The sequence below is a fragment of the Rheinheimera texasensis DSM 17496 genome (genome assembly GCF_000711985.1).
Lineage (GTDB): Bacteria > Pseudomonadota > Gammaproteobacteria > Enterobacterales > Alteromonadaceae > Pararheinheimera > Pararheinheimera texasensis.
The window spans coordinates 302275-319941 of sequence record NZ_JONU01000007.1; the positions used below are offsets into that span (position 1 = coordinate 302275).

At 53.1% G+C, this 17667-nt stretch carries 18 protein-coding genes; 6 read left to right on the forward strand and 12 right to left on the reverse strand.

The genetic code is table 11. The features are described from left to right. Nucleotides 1–68: 68 nt before the first annotated feature. The gene (locus Q399_RS0101390; protein WP_031564684.1) at nt 69–524 is read right to left on the reverse strand and encodes a low molecular weight protein-tyrosine-phosphatase; all 456 of its coding nucleotides are present in this window, start codon (nt 522–524) and stop codon (nt 69–71) included. Between the two features lie 88 nt (nt 525–612). Between Q399_RS0101390 and Q399_RS0101395 the strand changes: the two genes are divergently transcribed. Genes Q399_RS0101395 through Q399_RS0101405 form a run of 3 tightly spaced genes read left to right on the forward strand, consistent with a single transcriptional unit; the run spans nt 613 to nt 4383 of the window. Further along, nucleotides 613–1530 carry an AAA family ATPase gene (locus Q399_RS0101395; protein ID WP_031564687.1) on the forward strand — a complete coding sequence of 306 codons (918 nt, stop codon included), beginning with the start codon at nt 613–615 and terminating at the stop codon, nt 1528–1530. Nucleotide 1531: 1 nt separating this feature from the next. Further along, on the forward strand, nt 1532–2458 hold the full coding sequence (locus Q399_RS0101400; RefSeq protein ID WP_031564689.1) for a DUF58 domain-containing protein: 927 nt from the start codon (nt 1532–1534) through the stop codon (nt 2456–2458). Further along, nucleotides 2452–4383, forward strand: a complete 1932-nt coding sequence (locus Q399_RS0101405; protein ID WP_031564692.1) for a transglutaminase TgpA family protein — start codon at nt 2452–2454, stop codon at nt 4381–4383. The genes Q399_RS0101400 and Q399_RS0101405 overlap by 7 nt, the downstream gene beginning before the upstream one ends. Here Q399_RS0101405 and Q399_RS0101410 read toward each other — a convergent pair. The 3 genes from Q399_RS0101410 to htpX form a co-directional block, all read right to left on the reverse strand. Next, nucleotides 4364–4597 carry a TIGR02647 family protein gene (locus Q399_RS0101410; RefSeq protein WP_031564694.1) on the reverse strand — a complete coding sequence of 78 codons (234 nt, stop codon included), beginning with the start codon at nt 4595–4597 and terminating at the stop codon, nt 4364–4366. The two genes, Q399_RS0101405 and Q399_RS0101410, sit on opposite strands and share 20 nt — an antisense overlap. A gap of 58 nt (nt 4598–4655) precedes the next feature. Further along, on the reverse strand, nt 4656–5216 hold the full coding sequence (locus Q399_RS0101415; RefSeq protein WP_031564695.1) for a lipid-binding SYLF domain-containing protein: 561 nt from the start codon (nt 5214–5216) through the stop codon (nt 4656–4658). 195 nt (nt 5217–5411) lie between these two features. Next, nucleotides 5412–6287 carry a protease HtpX gene (gene htpX, locus Q399_RS0101420; protein WP_031564697.1) on the reverse strand — a complete coding sequence of 292 codons (876 nt, stop codon included), beginning with the start codon at nt 6285–6287 and terminating at the stop codon, nt 5412–5414. A gap of 156 nt (nt 6288–6443) precedes the next feature. Here htpX and pepE point away from each other — a divergent pair, with 156 nt between their 5' ends. Then, nucleotides 6444–7145, forward strand: a complete 702-nt coding sequence (pepE, locus tag Q399_RS0101425) for a dipeptidase PepE (RefSeq protein WP_031564699.1) — start codon at nt 6444–6446, stop codon at nt 7143–7145. Here pepE and bioD read toward each other — a convergent pair. The 4 genes from bioD to bioB are packed head-to-tail and all read right to left on the reverse strand — an operon-like array spanning nt 7137 to nt 10850. Then, nucleotides 7137–7844: a dethiobiotin synthase gene (gene bioD, locus Q399_RS0101430; protein ID WP_051685663.1), complete on the reverse strand. Its 708-nt coding sequence runs from the start codon at nt 7842–7844 to the stop codon at nt 7137–7139. The genes pepE and bioD overlap by 9 nt on opposite strands. Further along, entirely contained in the window at nt 7841–8617 is a 777-nt protein-coding gene (gene bioC / locus Q399_RS0101435) for a malonyl-ACP O-methyltransferase BioC (RefSeq protein WP_031564703.1), read from the reverse strand. The genes bioD and bioC overlap by 4 nt, the downstream gene beginning before the upstream one ends. Before the next feature lie 23 nt (nt 8618–8640). Next, nucleotides 8641–9807, reverse strand: coding sequence for an aminotransferase class I/II-fold pyridoxal phosphate-dependent enzyme (locus tag Q399_RS0101440; protein ID WP_031564705.1), 1167 nt, complete (start codon nt 9805–9807; stop codon nt 8641–8643). Nucleotides 9808–9812: 5 nt separating this feature from the next. Further along, complete coding sequence (gene bioB / locus Q399_RS0101445; protein ID WP_211253187.1) at nt 9813–10850, reverse strand: biotin synthase BioB; 1038 nt, start codon at nt 10848–10850, stop codon at nt 9813–9815. Between the two features lie 135 nt (nt 10851–10985). Between bioB and bioA the strand changes: the two genes are divergently transcribed. Then, nucleotides 10986–12290, forward strand: a complete 1305-nt coding sequence (gene bioA / locus Q399_RS0101450; RefSeq protein ID WP_037045462.1) for an adenosylmethionine--8-amino-7-oxononanoate transaminase — start codon at nt 10986–10988, stop codon at nt 12288–12290. On the opposite strand, the gene Q399_RS0101455 is transcribed toward bioA, so the two are convergent. Continuing rightward, complete coding sequence (locus Q399_RS0101455; RefSeq protein ID WP_051685664.1) at nt 12287–12658, reverse strand: hypothetical protein; 372 nt, start codon at nt 12656–12658, stop codon at nt 12287–12289. The genes bioA and Q399_RS0101455 overlap by 4 nt on opposite strands. A gap of 116 nt (nt 12659–12774) precedes the next feature. Here Q399_RS0101455 and asnS point away from each other — a divergent pair, with 116 nt between their 5' ends. Then, on the forward strand, nt 12775–14175 hold the full coding sequence (gene asnS / locus Q399_RS0101460; RefSeq protein ID WP_031564716.1) for an asparagine--tRNA ligase: 1401 nt from the start codon (nt 12775–12777) through the stop codon (nt 14173–14175). A 52-nt stretch (nt 14176–14227) separates the two neighbouring features. Here asnS and Q399_RS0101465 read toward each other — a convergent pair whose 3' ends face one another. The 3 genes from Q399_RS0101465 to glgC form a co-directional block, all read right to left on the reverse strand. Then, nucleotides 14228–14788, reverse strand: coding sequence for an NAD(P)H nitroreductase (locus Q399_RS0101465; protein ID WP_031564717.1), 561 nt, complete (start codon nt 14786–14788; stop codon nt 14228–14230). Between the two features lie 122 nt (nt 14789–14910). Continuing rightward, complete coding sequence (locus tag Q399_RS0101470; protein ID WP_031564719.1) at nt 14911–16323, reverse strand: glycogen synthase; 1413 nt, start codon at nt 16321–16323, stop codon at nt 14911–14913. A gap of 9 nt (nt 16324–16332) precedes the next feature. Then, nucleotides 16333–17565, reverse strand: a complete 1233-nt coding sequence (glgC, locus tag Q399_RS0101475; protein ID WP_031564721.1) for a glucose-1-phosphate adenylyltransferase — start codon at nt 17563–17565, stop codon at nt 16333–16335. Between the last annotated feature and the right edge of the window lie 102 nt (nt 17566–17667).

Consider the following 17667-nt stretch of genomic DNA (forward strand, 5'->3'; position numbering starts at 1 on the left):
TAGGCGGCGAAATTCAACGCTTTGACCGGATAAATTTCAATCTGGACGTATAAACGGCTATTTAATGGTCAGCCTTGCTTTAAATGCCGGACTAACTGCTGGCAAGCCTGCTCAATTAAATCGAATACCACGGCAAAACCACGCGGACCGCCATAATAAGGGTCCGGCACTTCCTGCCATTTTGGATATTCCGGATGATATTGCAGCAACAGTTTTAATTTGTGTTGCTGCTCAGGCGGGCAACGGCGGGTTAAATCAGCCAGATTTTGCTGATCCATCGCCAGAATTAAATCATAGTCATGAAAGTCAGCCGGTAACACAGGCCGTGATTTGATACCTTTAAAGGAATATTCCGGTGCCGCCTTGATACTGCGTGGGTCCGGTGCTTCGCCTTTGTGCGATGCACTGGTTCCGGCCGATTCGACCTCACACACCAGACCCTGGGTCGCGGCCAACTGACGAAATACCGCATGCGCGGTCGGTGAACGGCAAATATTTCCTAAACAGACAAAAAGAATTTTCACTGGCAAGGCCCTGACTCTAAACAAGTTGCGCCAGTATACGAATTTTGTGACTATTTGACAGTAGCAGCAGCCAGACAAGGACAGAGCAGTGACTGATGTATCAAATGCGGCGGTTCTCCATCAGGTGGAGCAGCAACTGAATCAGGTGATCCTCGGCAAGCCGCAGCAAATCCGGCTGGCACTGACCTGCCTGCTGGCCGGCGGCCATCTGTTGCTGGAGGATATGCCGGGAATGGGCAAAACCACGCTGGCTCACGCCTTAGCACAAAGCCTCGGCCTGAGTTATCGTCGTGTGCAGTTTACCAGTGATTTATTGCCGGCAGACTTAACCGGTTTTAACCTGTTTGATGCAAGAACTCAGGAGTTCCGATTTCAGCCGGGGCCAGTGTTTAGTCAGGTGCTGCTGGCCGACGAAATCAACAGAGCCAGTCCAAAAACCCAAAGTGCGTTGCTTGAAGCGATGGAAGAGCATCAAGTATCGATTGATGGTGCTACCCGCGAATTGCCAACCCCATTTTTTGTTATTGCTACGCAAAACCCACAAAACTACAGCGGCACAAATGCACTGCCGGAATCTCAGCTCGACCGTTTTATGTTGCGTTTAAGCCTGGGTTTTCCCGACCGTGCTGCCGAGCTGCAGTTGTTGCAACAACCGGCCGGCCGCAGCGCGGCGCTGCCCGCTATGTTAAATCCTGCGACCCTGATGGCGTTACAGCAATCGGTCGATAACATCCACTGCAGCGAGCCCTTACTGCTCTATGTACTTGATTTAGTTAGCCAAAGCCGTGGCAGGCAGGATATGCAGGCATTATCGCCCAGAGCCGCTAAAGCACTGGTCAGAGCCGGTCGCGCTTACGCTTTAATTTGCGGCCGCAGCTTTGTCACCGCTGATGATATCCGGCATATTTTCCCCGCAGTGGCGGAACACCGGCTGCACCCGGGCGGACACGCTGGCGAAACTAACGCCAGCACTTTGTTGTTGCAACAAACGCCTTGCCAGATTTGACATGAAAGCAATGTGGACTGCGATAAGGGCCCGCATCCGGCAGCGGATCTGGCACTGGCTGGACCAGCGAACGCCGCTGACTGCAGAGCAACTGCTGCGTCAGAGGGTTCTGTTTGTCTTCCCCACGCGCTTTGGATTTGCACTGTTGGCCTTAGTCGTCCTGTTGTACATCCTTGGTACTAATTATCAAAACAATCTGGTGATTTTATTGGGGTATCTGCTGTTGGTGTTGTGCATCTCGGCGATTTTGCTGGCGTTTCTGAATTTACATCACACCACAGTCAAGGCCGAAGTCCCAGCAGATGCCTGTGTCGGAGATACAGTGCATATTTTGCTGCAACTGCGACGGGCCAGCGGCTTACCACAGGCTTTGGTGCTGGGCTGGCAAGAAGAGTCAGGCGTCCTTGTCACCGGCAGCTGTCCGTTATTGACCTTAGCGGCGGCCAAACGCGGCTATCACCCAATCCCCCGCCTCAAACTGCAGTCGGTCTACCCTTTTGGCCTCGTGCGGTGCTGGAGCTATGTCCGCCTCGACACCAAATATTGGGTATTCCCGACACCGCGGTTGTCAAAATTCAGCGCGCAGCAACGGCTGGACAACAGCGCCAACCGCGAAGAATGGTCGGGGCAGCGCCAATATCAGCCGGGCGACGCCTGGCGGCAACTGGACTGGAAACGTTTCAGCCGGCAACAGCAGCTACTGGTGCATCAATACGCAGCCGTGAACCAGCCGTCTGCTGAAGTTTGGTTAAGCCCGGATGCGCGGATTGACACATTCGAAGCTCAGCTTGCAGATCTCGCCGCCCGGGCGCAACTGCTGGAGCAAGCAGCGCAGCCATTTGGCTTGCGCCTCGCTCAGCAGGAAGTGGCGATTGGCTCTGGACCTGCCCATTTACGCCAGACCTTACAGGCGCTGGCTTTATGTTAAGTCCTTCTCTGTTTCAGGCCTTACAATGGCGCTTGTGGCTGTTTCAGCTACTACTGTGGGCGCTGCTATTACCGGCTTATACCTCCTGGAGTCTGGCCGTATTTGCACTGTTGTTGCTGGCGAAGCTGTGGCAGTTGTATCGAAATGGCAAAGCCTGGAGCCTGGGATACAGTAATCTGCTGGCTGGTGGCATGCTGTTGGCGTTGCTACTGAGCGCCCGAGAGCTTGGCGTGATGCACCTGATGTTTCATTTTCTGTTGCTTGCGGCGGTGCTGCGGTTGTTAGGCCTGACGCCACAGCGGCGTACGGACGTCGTACAGCTGATTTGGGTCCACTATTTTTTGCTCGCCTGTGCATTTATCCTGCATCAGGACCTGTGGCTTGCAGCAATTGTTCTGGCAGCATTTGCACTGAATTTATATGCCCAGTATCTGACGTTCTGTACTCAGCTGCCACAACTCAACTGGCATATTCTGAGCCGTAACACTTTGCTGGTGATGCTGTTCACCGGCGTTCTGTTTGTGCTGTTTCCGCGATTACCGCCATTATGGCAATTGCCGGGTGCCAAAATGACGCAGACCGGGCTCAGTGACAATCTGGCACCGGGCGCAGTCAGTCGCCTGCTGGAGTCGGAGGATTTAGCATTCCGGGTGCGCTTCAGCGGCCCGGCGCCAGCGGCGTCACAGCGATATTTTCGCGCCAAAGTTTACGATGTGTTTGATGGCAGCAACTGGCGGGCCCAGCGTTTACAACCCAGACCTTTGGCTTCGACTGATACGCTGGCACAATACCATTACACTGTAGTCGCCGAGCCGCATCAGCAGTACAGTTTATTCAGCATCGGCCAGGTGCAGCGTCATAGCCAGAATGCAATGGCTACCAACGAGGCGTTGCTGGTCACGGAGCAACCGCTGAGTCAGCGGCTCAGTTATCAGGTATCCAGCAGCATCAGCCCTATAAAAGCCAGTGGCAATATCAACCGCTATCTGCAACTGCCTGCCGGCAACCCACAAAGTCGGGCGCTGGCGCAACAACTGAGCCTGAACGCGGCAAATGCCGGCACAGCGGCATCTGCGACTTTACTTGTGCAACAGATCAGTGAATATTTCCGCCAGCAACAATTTCGCTACAGTCTGACACCGGGCGAGCTTAGTGGCGCCCAGATTGACCAGTTTTTGTTTGAACGCAAGCTGGGGTTTTGTAGTCATTACGCCGGCGCAACGGTGTTTTTATTACGTGCTGCTGGTATTCCGGCACGGTTGGTCGGTGGCTATTTAGGCGGCGAATGGCAGGACGATGGTGCCTATCTGCAAGTGCTGCAAAAAGATGCACACGCATGGGTCGAGTACTATCAGCAAGGGCAATGGCTCAGCTTCGACCCAACGGCGTTGATTGAACCGGCTTTGTTGCTGGAGACATTGTCAGATGACAATCTCGGCGACTTTGCCGGTGCCGGCGGCGACTGGATGCTGGCGAAGCTGCGCATCATGGTGTTGCAGCCTTTGCGGGATTTGGATTATTACTGGTCGATGTGGGTGCTGAGTTTCGACTCGGCACAACAACAGAGTTTGTTTGGTCAGCTGCGTCAGTGGCAACAGGCGTTGCGGGTTCCTTCAGACTGGTGGTTATGGCTGCTGTTTTCCACCGCAGTTGCCGGCGCTTGGTATGGTTTGCGCAGGCCACGGCCTGACGCCACCAGGCGTTTATTCCTGCCCCTGCTGCAGCTGCAACCGAAAGCGGCAAACCAGAGCTATCAGCAGTATTTGGCTATCTGGTCAGAGCAACAGCCTGCATTGACGGCTGAATTTAATGCTCTGTCGCAATATTACCTGCGCTGGCAGTTTGCAGGCGAGGCTGCGGCTTATGCCGAGGCCCGCCCGCTGGTGCGTCAACTGCTGAAGAAGCTTAAACGGCTAAGATCCTGAGTGCGGTCTGCACATGTTCGGCGCAGCTGCGGCCGAGATCTGTCAGATAGCCACCATCAGCCTGGGTCAACAGCCCTTTCTGATATAAACGTCCAATGGCAGCTTTGGTTTCAGCGTCAGCATCTTTATGGACTTTGATGCCCTCCAGACTGCTGTCGAGGTTAAATAAATTCAGCACGCGGATCTCAACATTCAAATCGGCATTAATTGGCATAAAGTCTCCTGGGTGTTGTTTTGTTCTAACCATAGACTGCGGCATTTGCCGCGGCAACTCAGTTCAGTGCGTCATCGCGCCAGAACTTGGTGCCTTTAATTGTTGCCTGCAACGCTAACCCGGTTTCAGTCAGCTGGTAAATAGTGATGTTGTCGACAGTGATCTCGCCACCGATGGCGTCACCTTTTTCATTGGCTTTCGCAGCTGCGTCCATCTGTCCGCCAAAGGCCCAGCCGTCATCGACAAAGCGATTGAGCGCCTGCTGGTTATGAAACACAAATACCAGCCGGTAGTCTTTAGCGCCAAGCCCCAGACCCAGACCCACTTCGCCCATTTTCATGTAAGTCACAGAGCCGTTATTGCTATGGACGACGCCATGGCCGCCACCGGCGCTGGCGAATATTAAATTAACGTTGGCATTGGAAAACACTGCATAACCGGCGGCACGTTCAATACTGTCGGCGGCGTACGGTTTTTCTTTGTAGAGTTTGTTTAAAGTCGAAGCGCGCATTTGTTCAATGGACTGCCGTTTTTGCTCGGCGGTCTGACCGCCGGTACTGGCACAGCCGCCCAGTACTAAACTACAGGTAAGGGAAAAAGCCACCAGCCATTTTGTCATTGTTTTGCTCCGGGATCAGAAGTGTTGCAGATTCTGACCTGCGCCCGCTGCAAAAGGTTGCAGAAAATTCGGATAAAGACCGCAGATCAAAGAGAAATTTATATTGCTTCATAAACTTAGCGTCGGCAACCTAAAATTTTCCGGCGCTAAAAAGCCAAAGGCCGCATGGCGGCCTTTGGGGATAAAGTTGAGCGATCAAGCGGCGTTGCGTAACGCTGCGATGCGTTTCTCCAGCGGTGGATGGCTTAAGAACAACTCACTGCTGGCTGGTTTGTTAGCAATACCAAAAGCCATCATCGAGCCTTCCAGCTGACTATCGTGGTTGTTACGCAGCCGTTCCAGCGCAGCCACCATTTTGTTGGCGCCAACCAGTTTGGCGGCACCGGCATCGGCGCTGTATTCCCGCTTACGGGAGAACCACATCACAATGATGCTGGCAAGTACACCAAACATCATTTCGAGCACAAACACGGTGGCCATATAGGCAAAACCACCAGATTCTGAAGATTCATCATCGCTGCTACGGGTAGCATTGTGGATGGCGCCGGCGATAAGCCGTGCCAGGAAAATCACGAAGGTATTGACTACGCCCTGAATAAGCGTCAGCGTCACCATGTCACCATTAGCAACGTGGGACACTTCATGCGCCAGTACCGCTTCTACTTCCTCTTCCCGCATATTCCGCAGCAAACCGGTACTCACTGCAACCAGTGCATTGTTGCGGCTCATCCCGGTCGCAAAGGCGTTCATTTCCGGCGAGTCGTAAATGGCAACTTCCGGCATACCGATGCCGGCTTGTTGCGCCTGACGGCGCACTGTATTGACCAGCCAGTGCTCTGTGGCATTTTGAGGCTGTTCAATCACCACTGCGCCTGTAGAACGTTTGGCCATCCACTTTGACATCGCCAGCGAGATAAAAGAACCGCCAAAACCAAACACTGCGGCCAGTAACAACAGCCCGCCCATACTTTGCCGGTCGATGCCAAAGACACTGAACAGGATGCTCAGCACTACCGACAACACGAGCATCACAGCAAGGTTTGTCATAATAAACAACAGTATACGTTTCATCTCTACCTCAAATTTCTGATGACCTGCCTGTAAGATATGGACTCTGTGGGTAAATTCAAGCCCGATGCGACAATTCGCCGGTCCATTCCTGCCGACCACTTGCCGCCTTGGTTTTGGCGCAGCTACACTGCGCCATCCAATCAACGAGACTTTCCTATGAACTTACTACTGCTCAGTAGCTCCCGCGCCGGCGACAGCGATTATCTGGCCCCGGCTCTGGACCTTATCGCAGCGCAGCTGGCAGAACGTCGCGACGTGCTGTTTGTACCCTACGCAGGCGTCACCGTGTCTTACGACGATTATCAGCAAAAAGTTCAGCAGGCCTTGCAGCCTTTAGGCATCAGAGTGAACTCGATCCACCAGTATACTGATGCCAAACAAGCGTTGCAGCAGGCGCCCGCGGTGATGGTCGGCGGCGGTAATACTTTTGCTTTGCTGCAGCGGCTTTATCAGCATGATTTAGTAGAGGAATTACGGCGGTTGGTGCAGCAGGGGCTACCTTATACCAGCTGGAGCGCTGGTTCCAATATCGCAGGTCTCAGCATTCGTACTACCAATGACATGCCAATCGTCGAACCGCCGTCGTTTCAGGCGCTGCAGCTGCTGCCGTTTCAGCTCAATCCACATTATGCGAACTTTGCCCCGCCGGGTTTTCATGGCGAAACCCGTGATATGCGTCTGGCGGAATTTATGCAGCTAAATCCCCAAACGCCAGTGGTCGGTTTGCCGGAAGGTACAGCGCTGCGTCTGCTTGGTGGCTCCCTCAGCTACCTCGGAAATACTGACGCAGCCTTATTTCAGCAAGGTGTGAAAACGGCCATCGCGCCATACAGTGATCTGTCAGCTCTATTAAATTGATTTGCCAATGGCCGCCAGTTGCAGTCTGAACTGTGCGGCCAGCTGCAGGCATTCATCGTCATCAGCCCCACCGGGTACATACGGCATCGTTGCCAGCAGTGGCAGTTGTAAGCGGCTGGCGAGGTCTTGCAGCGTTTCTGCCATAAAATGCATCTGTGGCGTGAGGATATTGGCGATGTACCCTAATATCGGTACGCCGGCGCGACGCAGTTCGCGTACCGTAAGCATACTATGGTTCAGGCAGCCAAGCTTTACCCCGACCACCAACACTACCGGCCATTGATGCTGCACGACCCAATCCGCCAGATATTCGTCGGCATTGAGAGGCAACAACCAGCCACCGGCGCCTTCAATCAGTTCAAGCTGACTGTCACTTAGCGGCAATAACTGTTCGAGGTCAGCGAGCGATAGCGGCTGCTGCAGCGCCTGCGCAGCCAGGTGCGGAGCTGTTGGTAGTTGAAAACACAGCGGATTTACTGCATCAATCAGTTGCCCGGTCGCCGCTGCCAGTGCTTTTGCATCAGTATTGAGTCCATCCGTGTCAACGCCGCTGGCAATGGGCTTTAACGCTGTGCATTGTACGCCGGATAACTGCAGGCCGCGTAATAAGGCGCTGCTGCAATAGGTTTTGCCGGCATCTGTATCTGTGCCAGTGACAAAGAACCGCAGTGGCGTCGATTTATTTCCGCTGTCATTCATGGCATCTGACCAAAAATAAACAGCACCTGATAACTGAGCGGCAAGCCTTGGGTGGTCAGATTGCGCTGATAAGCGTCGGCAAAGCGCTGCCAATGACCGCGACCAACCAGACCTGGCACACTGCCCGCCTTCAGCCCGGTATAATTGGCTCCCACCTGTTTAAATTCACGGGCCAGCGTAAATACATCGGGAAAAAACAGCTGAAACGTTTTTTGCTGACCATGACAGCTCAAGCCATTGGCTCTGGCGGCGCGCAGATAATCAGCCACCGGACTGAAAGTTAGAATCGGTGGCTTTTGCCCGGTGTGGTGCCAGGCCTGCTGAAACTCATGCATTGATTCTTCCACCAGCGTGGTGAGCACAAAATAACCGCCAGGCTTTAACACCCGGGCTATTTCGGCAAAGACCTGCGCCGGTTCCGGGCACCACTGCAACATCAGTGAACTGAACACTGTGTCGACGCTGTGATCCGGCAATGGGATTTGCGCCGCATTGGCCTGAATAAACTGCCGGGCAATGCCATGACGCTCGGCCTGCTCAAGCATGGCCGCACTTAAATCCAGGGCAATCAGCTCATCGCAATAACTACTCAGATTGTGATGAAACCAACCCGGACCACAGCCTAAATCCAGCAAAGTACCCTGCTGCTGTTGCGGTAAAAAACGCAAGGCATCAAAAGCCACCTCACGTTGTAAACGCGCACTTTGCTCATAAGTTCGCGCCGCTTTACCGAAATGTGCGCTGATTTGTTCTGCTTGTAGTTGGCTTTCCACCGAAAAATCCTGTGATATATCTGTTAGTTTGAACCCGTCGCAGCAGGACGGGTTTTGATCAGGGCGCCGATAAGCTTGGCGATTTGCGCAGGGCTGTGCGCGGCAGACAAACAAATGCGCAGTCGTGCCTGCGGCACAGTCGGCGGACGGATCGCCGTCAGCCAGATACCAGCTTGTTTGAGCGCCTGACTCCATAACATCGCTGAGCCATTGTCCGGGCATAGTAATGGCTGGATCGCAGTTAGAGAAGCACAGAGCGGCAACCCCTCAGCCAAAGCGCCAGCGCGGAACAAGGCGATATTTTCTGCCAGTTTGTCGCGCCGCCACTGCTCGCGACGACATAACTCAATGCTGTGTACCATCGCCTGACAAAGCGCCGGTGACAGCGCTGTGCTGTAAATGTAATGTCTTGATTGCTGACGGATATAATCAATCACATCGCGGCAGCCGGCCAAAAATCCACCTTGCCCGGCCAGGGCTTTACCAAAGTTCGCCATCAGACATTGCAATTGCGTCGCTTTTGCGCCGCAGTGCTGCCAGCTGCCGCGCCCTTCTTCGCCGAGCACACCTATACCATGCGCATCATCGAGCAACAAAGGTTGCTGCGCCGACAACAAGGCAAGCAGCGCCTGAGTGTCCGTGATGTCGCCGTCCATGCTGAACACACCTTCAGTGGCCACTACCACGGCTTTATCCTGTGCTTTTACTAACAGCTGCCCGAGCGCCTGAAAATCCTGATGTGGAAAGCGCTTAAAACGCAGCTTGCCGTGCATCAACACATCCTGCATCGAAGCATGACAATATTTGTCCAGCAGCAACAGCTCGTCCGATGCCACCAGCGCGCTGAGCATCGCCTGATTAGCGGCAAAACCAGAGCTAAAGAGTAACACGGCTTCGACGCCCAACCAGTCGCACAAAACGCTGCAAAGCTCGGCATGAGCCGGCTGAAAACCAGTCACCAGTGGCGAACCGGTCGCTGCACTGCCGACGCTTAACGCAGCATCGGCAAACGCTTGACGCAGTGATGGCGCATTGGCTAGCCCCAGATAGTCGTTGCCGGAAAAGTTCAGCAGCGTCTGGCCGTCAAAACTAAGCTGGCCTTCCGGCAAAGGTTGCAACAACTGCTCCTGCCGGTACAAGCCCTGGTCGCGGCGCTGCGCAAGCCACTGTTGCATCTCGGATAATTGCATATCTCTCAGACTGCAGCATGAAACAGACTGGGCTCCAGCTGCTCCTGAATGGCCTGTGCCATCGCGGCTTCATGCGCTTCGTCAGACACATCGCCGCGCTGCTCTGGCTTTAAGCCGAGCTTGGCGAACAGTTGCATATCAGCGTTGGCTTCCGGATTTTCCGTGGTCAGTAGTTTATCACCATAAAAAATCGAGTTAGCGCCGGCCATAAAACACAGCGCCTGCATTTGTTCATTCATCCGGGTACGACCGGCGGATAACCGTACATGGCTTTTCGGCAACATGATGCGCGCCACAGCGATGGTACGGATAAACTCAAAACCGTCTAAATCTTCAACGTTTTCCAGCGGCGTACCGGCGACTTTCACCAGCATGTTGATCGGTACTGATTCCGGATGTTCCGGCAGGTTGGCGATTTGACGTAATAACGCCGAGCGGTCATTAGCGCTCTCACCCATGCCGACGATACCGCCGCAGCACACTTTCATGCCAGCGTCGCGCACGTGCGACAGCGTGTCTAAACGGTCCTGATAAGTGCGGGTGGTGATGATTTCACCATAAAATTCCGGCGAGGTATCGAGGTTATGGTTGTAATAATCAAGGCCTGCACTGGCCAGTTCCTGTGCCTGATCGGCGGTGAGTTTGCCCAGCGTCATACAGGTTTCTAAACCCATGCCTTTGACGCCTTTGATCATTTCCATGATGTAAGGCATGTCGCGTTGTTTTGGGTTACTCCAGGCCGCGCCCATACAAAACCTGCTGGCGCCCTGCTCTTTGGCGGCTTTGGCCTGAGTCAGCACTTTTTCGACTTCCAGCAAACGCTCACGCTCGAGGCCGGTATTGTAATGACCACTTTGCGGGCAATATTTACAGTCTTCCGCGCAGGCGCCGGTTTTAATCGACAACAGCGTACTGACCTGCACTTCGTTGGCCGGGAAATTAGAACGGTGGACTAACTGGGCGCGAAACATCAAATCGTTAAATGGCAGCGCAAACAGCGCGTTTACCTCGGCCAAAGTCCAGTTGTGGCGAACTTCCGTCAGGCTTGGATCAGCAAAAAGCGAATGCATAAGAGTCCCTGTATTTCGTTTGTCTTTGTCTGGGTTTGCCGCTAGTCTATCGGCGCGCCGCGCCTTGTCAACGCGTACCAGTTCACCAGGTTTACCAGTGGTTATATTATGAGCATTGATTTGCATTTTGACCGCCAGCATCTGTGGCACCCTTATACTTCGATGGCCAATCCGTTGCCGGTTTACCCCATCAAAAGCGCGACAGGCGTTTCGCTGCAGCTGGAAGATGGCCGGACTTTAGTCGACGGTACGTCCAGCTGGTGGGCCGCCATTCACGGTTATAACCACCCGGACCTCAATGCGGCCGTGACCAAACAATTGCAGCAGATGAGCCATGTGATGTTTGGTGGAATCACCCATGCGCCGGCAGTAGAATTGGGTAAGCTGCTGCTGCAGCTGGTGCCATCGGCGTTACAGCATATTTTTTATGCTGACAGCGGTTCTATCGCCGTGGAAGTCGCATTGAAAATGGCACTGCAGTATCAGCTGGCGCGTGGCAACAGTACTAAAACCCAGATGCTTAGCCTGCGTAAGGCCTATCATGGCGATACTTTTGCCACTATGGCACTGTGCGATCCGGTCGATGGCATGCACGCCATGTTTCACCGTCAACTTACTTCGCATGTCTTCGCGCCCGCGCCAGAGCGCGCATTTGACGATGTATGGCTTGAAAGTGATGGTCAGGCGCTGCGGGAAATCTTCCGGCAACATCACGCGCAACTCGCCGCCTTTGTATTAGAACCTGTTTTGCAGGGCGCCGGCGGCATGCGGTTGTATCATCCGGAGTATTTGCGCTTAGCGCGTGCGTTATGTGACCAATATGATGTGTTATTGATTTGCGATGAAATTGCCACTGGCTTTGGCCGCACTGGCAAACTTTTTGCGGTCGACCATGCCGGCATCATTCCGGACATCATGTGCCTGGGTAAGGCTTTAAGCGGCGGTTATATCACACTCGCTGCGACGCTCTGCAGCAAAGCGGTAGCCGATGGCATCAGCAGCGGTGCTGTTGGCGCTCTAATGCACGGCCCGACTTATATGGCCAATCCACTGGCCTGTGCAGTTGCCTGTGCCAGTCTGAAAATTATTCAGACCGGCGGCTGGCAAAGTCAGGTCGCACAAATCGAACAGCAGTTGCAAGCTTTAAAAAAGCTGACGCAGTATCCGGCAGTCAAAGCAGTGCGGGTGTTAGGCGCAGTAGGTATTGTCGAGATGCAGAGCAATATTGATGTCGCCAAAGCCCAGGCACTGATGGTGGCGCGTGGCGTCTGGATCCGGCCCTTTGCCAATCTGTTTTATCTGATGCCGCCTTATATTATACAGCCAGCCGAACTTTCTAAGCTGTTGGAGGCACTTGAGTTTATTGTGCAGCAGGATGTATTGCAGCAGGGACAGGCGCTTCCGGGTGCCTAAATCTGGTAAAAAAAACTTAAAGCCGCCAGCGCGATTAAAAACAAAGCGACAGAGTTATATTGCTGGCGGTCAGTCGCCCTGCGTAAGCGGAACTGATTTAACACGATACTGCACAGACTTACCAGACAACACCACCACAACAAATAAATCAACTGGCCGGTTAAGGTTGGTTCCCAGTAATCGCGGACCTGAATCCCCCAATACTTAACCAGCCCAGATTTCATCTCCGGCTTTGCCAGATGGCTTAACCCTAACGCCACTATCAAAATGACCCAACCAATCACCGACAACCAGTGAAAACTCAGTACCACCCAGTCCGGGCCTTTACGGCGGTTGTTACGCGGTCGGCTGCTGATAGGCTCGTTCACTGCACTGTTCCTTCGGTTTGTGACAAGTTTTGCTTGTGCTTAGGCGCTGCCTGCGTATCATTACACCTCCTGAATTAAAATCAAACTTTTCTGAAGCGCAAGTTGGAGCCTGATGCATGACGCATGCAGTGATTAAAGACGTACTTGCCGGCCAGTATGCTGCCGGTGCCACTATTACCGTCAAAGGTTGGATCCGGACCCGTCGTGATTCCAAAGCCGGTATTTCTTTCCTCGCCGTACACGACGGCAGCTGTTTCGAAGCACTGCAAGCCGTCGCTCCGGCTGACCTGAATAATTATGAATCTGAGATTAAACGGCTGACCACCGCCTGTTCTGTGATTGTCACAGGCACAGTGGTGAAGTCTGAAGGTCAGGGCCAGGCTTATGAAATTCAGGCAAGCAACGTTGAGGTGCTGGGTTGGGTCGAAAATCCGGACACTTACCCGATGGCGCCAAAACGCCACAGTATGGAATATCTGCGGGAACAGGCGCATTTACGCGCCCGAACCAATATGGTTGGTGCTATTACCCGCGTACGGCATTGCCTGGCGCAGGCTATTCACCGTTTCTTTCATGAGCGTGGTTTTTACTGGATCAGCACGCCAATCATCACAGGTGCAGATGCTGAAGGTGCCGGCGAGATGTTCCGTGTCAGCACGCTGGATTTAGAAAATCTGCCGCGTGATGACAAAGGCCATATCGATTACAAACAAGACTTCTTCGGCAAAGAGACGTTCCTGACCGTTTCAGGTCAGCTCAACGTTGAAACCTACGCTTGTGCCCTGTCCAACGTTTATACCTTTGGCCCGACCTTCCGTGCGGAAAACTCTAACACTACTCGCCATTTAGCTGAGTTCTGGATGATTGAGCCGGAAGTCGCTTTTGCTGAACTCAAAGACGTGGCGCAGCTCGCTGAAGACATGTTGAAATACGTGTTTAAAGCGGTGCTGGCTGAACGTGCTGACGACATGGCGTTTTTCGCTGAACGTGTTGACAACAAAGCCATCAGCCGTTTGCAGCAAATCGTTGAATCCAGCTTTGTGCGGATGGATTACACCGACGCCATCACTATCCTGCAAAACTGCGGTAAGAAGTTCGAATATGCCGTGGAATGGGGTGTGGATTTACAATCTGAACACGAGCGTTACCTCGCTGAAGTCCATGTCGGTGCGCCAGTGATCCTGCAGAACTATCCAAAAGACATCAAAGCATTTTACATGCGGATGAACGAAGACGGTAAAACCGTGGCGGCGATGGATATTCTGGCTCCAGGCATCGGCGAAATCATCGGCGGCAGCCAGCGTGAAGAGCGTCTGGAGCAGTTAGATGCGCGGATGGATGCGATGGGGCTGAACAAAGAAGATTACAGCTGGTACCGCGACCTGCGCCGTTATGGCACAGTGCCGCATGCTGGTTTTGGTCTCGGCTTTGAACGCTTAGTCTCTTATGTGACGGGTGTCGGTAACGTGCGTGATGTGATTGCGTTCCCACGTACACCGGGCAACGCTGAGTTCTAAACTGCGTTTGAATAAAAAAACCGCCATCGGGCGGTTTTTTTATTGCTGCTATTTACTGATAGTCGCTGAAAAACTCGCTGACTTCCAGTGCCGGTCGTTGCGGCGCCTCTGAGGCACAGGTGCCGAGATACAGATAACCGACTATTTCATCGTCTTCGGCCAGGCCGAGCGCCTGACGGACAAATTCATATTGGGTATAAGCGCCGGTACGCCAGATGCCGCCAAAACCCAGTGCAAATGCGGCTTGTTGCATCGCCATCACCGCACAGGCGGCGGATTGTACCTGCTCAGCCACCGGTACCTTATGATGCTCGCGGCATTTGGCAATACAGGCTATTACCATTGGCGCCCGTAATGGTAACTGGCGGGCGCGCTCTAATAAATCGTTGGCGATGGCCGGATCTTCTTCCAGCGCCGCTTCGGCAAAAATGTCGCCGAGTTTTACCAGTGCTTGTTTTCCGCTAAAAACGACAAAACGCCAGGGCCGAAGCCCCCCATGGTCTGGCACCCTTAAAGCAGCTTGTTTAATCAGTTGCAAAGCTTCGCCTTGAGGCGCCGGCTCGGTCAGTCGGGAAGAGGAATAGCGGGTAGTTAATAAGGTAATGGCATCCATAAATAAACCCTTCAGAAAGTCCCGCTAAGGCTAGCAAACTTCGTGATCAAACGACAACATCATTTGCCCCTGCCAGTACTAAATGCGTTAATTTCAAACTAAAAACTTTATATTTCAGAGAATTAAGCGCTCAGCGTACTTTGGTAGAAATCCTGGTAAGCAGCACTGGCCTGCTGCCAGTCAAACACTTGTGCCATACCGCGTTGTTGCACACTGCGGTATTTACGCTTGTTCTGATACAAAGCCAGAGCCTGCTGCAGTGCATCTGACAGTGCATCCACCGTGGGTTCAGAAAAAACAATGCCGGTTGCGGCCCGCGCTGACAAACCAACCACAGTGTCTTTGAGGCCACCGGTCGCACGCACCAGGGGTACTGTGCCATAACGCAAACTGTAAATCTGATTCAGGCCACAAGGTTCAAACAAACTCGGCATCAGGAAAAAGTCACCGGCCGCTTCCACCTGATGCGACAACGGCTCGTCAAACCCTTCCAGTAACCGAAATTGCTGCGGAAATTGTTGTTCTAACTGGCGTAATGGCTGAATAAATTGCTGCTCTCCAGTGCCCATCACCACCACTTGTGCTGTAGTGTCGGTTAGAAAGCGTTGTAAGGCCGGAATGAGCAGACTGAAACCTTTTTGCCCTGTGACCCGGCTGACGCTGACAAAGAGTGGCGCAGTACTTTCCGGCAACTGGGTTTGCCGGCGCAGCTCAGCTTTACATAGCGTTTTACCGGCTAAATCGCCGGCATCGTATCGCGCGAATAAACTGAAGTCGGTGGCCGGGTTCCAGCGACTGTAATCGCAACCGTTTAAGATGCCGCGAAAATGTCGTTGTTTTTGCTGATAAAGCGCTGACAAACCATTGGCTGCCGGCTCAGACAGCAGTTCGTCACGATAACCAGGGCTGACGGTATTCACCGCATCGGCCTGCCACAACCCAAGCGCTAATAAAGTTGTTGGTAATTCGGCGGGCAACTGCCAGTGAGAGAGTCCCAGCAGCGCGAGTTCGTGCCGGCCAAAGCCTTGCTGATAAGCAGCATTATGCACTGTCAGCACAAACTTACTGTTTAACAGTGCGCCATGATACATCTCTTTGAGGTAACAACTGGCCAGCGCACTTTGCCAGTCATGGCCGTGCACAATATCAATGGGGTCGGTTTGCTGCGCCAGATATTCCAGCGCAGCTTTGCAAAACATGGCAAAACGTTCGAGGTTATCCGGATATGGTTGTTCGCCATCATCATAGGGCCGTGGCCGCTGAAAAAACTGGTGATGCTCAATCAGCGCCACCGGAATGTCGTCGACCACAGTGTGGCGGACCGCACAGCCATAAGTCTGAGTGCCGAGATTAAAATACAACGACTGCCACTCTGGCGTGCAGGAGATACCATACAAAGCACCATAACGTGGCATGATTATCTGCACTGCATGACCAGCCTGCTGCAAAGCTTTGGCCAGACCACGGGTTGCATCGGCTAATCCTCCGGTTTTCAGCAACCCTTCGAATTCACTGCAGATAAACGCCACACGCATGCTAACTCCTTAGTCAAACCCAACCATAGCCCCTTTCGGGATCACCACCACGCCATCCGGTGACACGTGGAAGCGCTGCCTGTCTAGGACCGGATCTTCGCCGATCACAGTGCCTGGTGCAATCTTGACGTCTTTATCGATAATAGCGCGGCGAATACGACAACCGCGGCCGATGTCGTTATTGCCCATCAATACACTCTTTTCAACATAGGCATGGCTGTGTACATGGACGTTATAGCCGAGGATAGAGTGATAGACGATGGCGCCACTGACGATACAGCCTGCGGCTACCATAGAACTAATCGCCTGACCGGTGCGGTTGGCTTCGTCGTGGACGAACTTCGCCGGCGGTACCGGCGGTGTAAAACTGCGCATCGGCCAATGTTTGTTGTACAGGTCAATCGGCGGCACCACTGAAATCAAATCCATATTGGCTTCATAGTACGAATCAATAGTACCAACATCACGCCAGTAACCACGCACTTCTTCTTTTTCGCCGCGTATACGGTTGCTGGAGAAGTCGTACACGTAAACATCGCCACCCGGGAATAATTTCGGAATGATGTTATGGCCAAAATCGTGTTTGGAATCAACTTGTGCCGCATCTTCTTCTAACACTTCAACCAGAGTTTTAGCTTCAAAGATATAGTTGCCCATCGACGCCAGTACATAATCCGGCCGGCCGGGGATAGTTTTGGGATTGGACTTAGGTTTTTCTTCAAAGCCAATCATCCGGCCATCGGCATCAACTTCGATAATGCCAAATTCGTGTGCATCCGCGACCGGCACCGGAATAGCCGCCACTGTCAGTTTGGCATTATGCTGGCGGTGGAATTCCAGCATCTGGCGCACGTCCATTTTGTAAATGTGGTCGCCGCCGAATACACACACATGCTCGGGGTCTAAGCCTGAGATTAAATGCAAATTCTGATACACCGCATCGGCCGTCCCGAGATACCAGTGTTTACCGGTTTGCATCTGTGCCGGGATTGGATCGATAAACCGGCTGGTTAAACCGGTCACCCGCCAGGCCCGGCTTAAGTGTTTCATCAGGGAGTGCGATTTAAACTGGGTAATGACAAAAATCTGCAGCAAATCTGAATTGACGAAATTGTTCAGCACAAAATCAATAATCCGGTAATTGCCGCCAAAAGGTACTGCGGGTTTGGCACGGATACCGGTCAGCGGCGCTAAACGCGTCCCCTCACCACCGGCCAGAATCATCGTTAACACACCTGACATATCAGACTCCCTGTAGATTTCGACAAACTGCGCTTGCTGTAACTGATTGAACTAAGCAAGGCCAATACCATGATTGGCAGTTACGCCGATAAATCCCGCTAT

Coding starts and splice junctions, on each gene's coding strand:
- asnS (WP_031564716.1), top strand. CDS start 12,775: ATGACGCATGCAGTGATTAAAGACGTACTTGCCGGCCAGTATGCTGCC.
- Q399_RS0101465 (WP_031564717.1), bottom strand. CDS start 14,788: ATGGATGCCATTACCTTATTAACTACCCGCTATTCCTCTTCCCGACTG.
- Q399_RS0101410 (WP_031564694.1), bottom strand. CDS start 4,597: ATGCCAATTAATGCCGATTTGAATGTTGAGATCCGCGTGCTGAATTTA.
- bioA (WP_037045462.1), top strand. CDS start 10,986: ATGAGCATTGATTTGCATTTTGACCGCCAGCATCTGTGGCACCCTTAT.
- htpX (WP_031564697.1), bottom strand. CDS start 6,287: ATGAAACGTATACTGTTGTTTATTATGACAAACCTTGCTGTGATGCTC.
- Q399_RS0101415 (WP_031564695.1), bottom strand. CDS start 5,216: ATGACAAAATGGCTGGTGGCTTTTTCCCTTACCTGTAGTTTAGTACTG.
- bioD (WP_051685663.1), bottom strand. CDS start 7,844: ATGAATGACAGCGGAAATAAATCGACGCCACTGCGGTTCTTTGTCACT.
- Q399_RS0101440 (WP_031564705.1), bottom strand. CDS start 9,807: ATGCAATTATCCGAGATGCAACAGTGGCTTGCGCAGCGCCGCGACCAG.
- Q399_RS0101400 (WP_031564689.1), top strand. CDS start 1,532: ATGAAAGCAATGTGGACTGCGATAAGGGCCCGCATCCGGCAGCGGATC.
- glgC (WP_031564721.1), bottom strand. CDS start 17,565: ATGTCAGGTGTGTTAACGATGATTCTGGCCGGTGGTGAGGGGACGCGT.
- pepE (WP_031564699.1), top strand. CDS start 6,444: ATGAACTTACTACTGCTCAGTAGCTCCCGCGCCGGCGACAGCGATTAT.
- Q399_RS0101470 (WP_031564719.1), bottom strand. CDS start 16,323: ATGCGTGTGGCGTTTATCTGCAGTGAATTCGAAGGGTTGCTGAAAACC.
- Q399_RS0101405 (WP_031564692.1), top strand. CDS start 2,452: ATGTTAAGTCCTTCTCTGTTTCAGGCCTTACAATGGCGCTTGTGGCTG.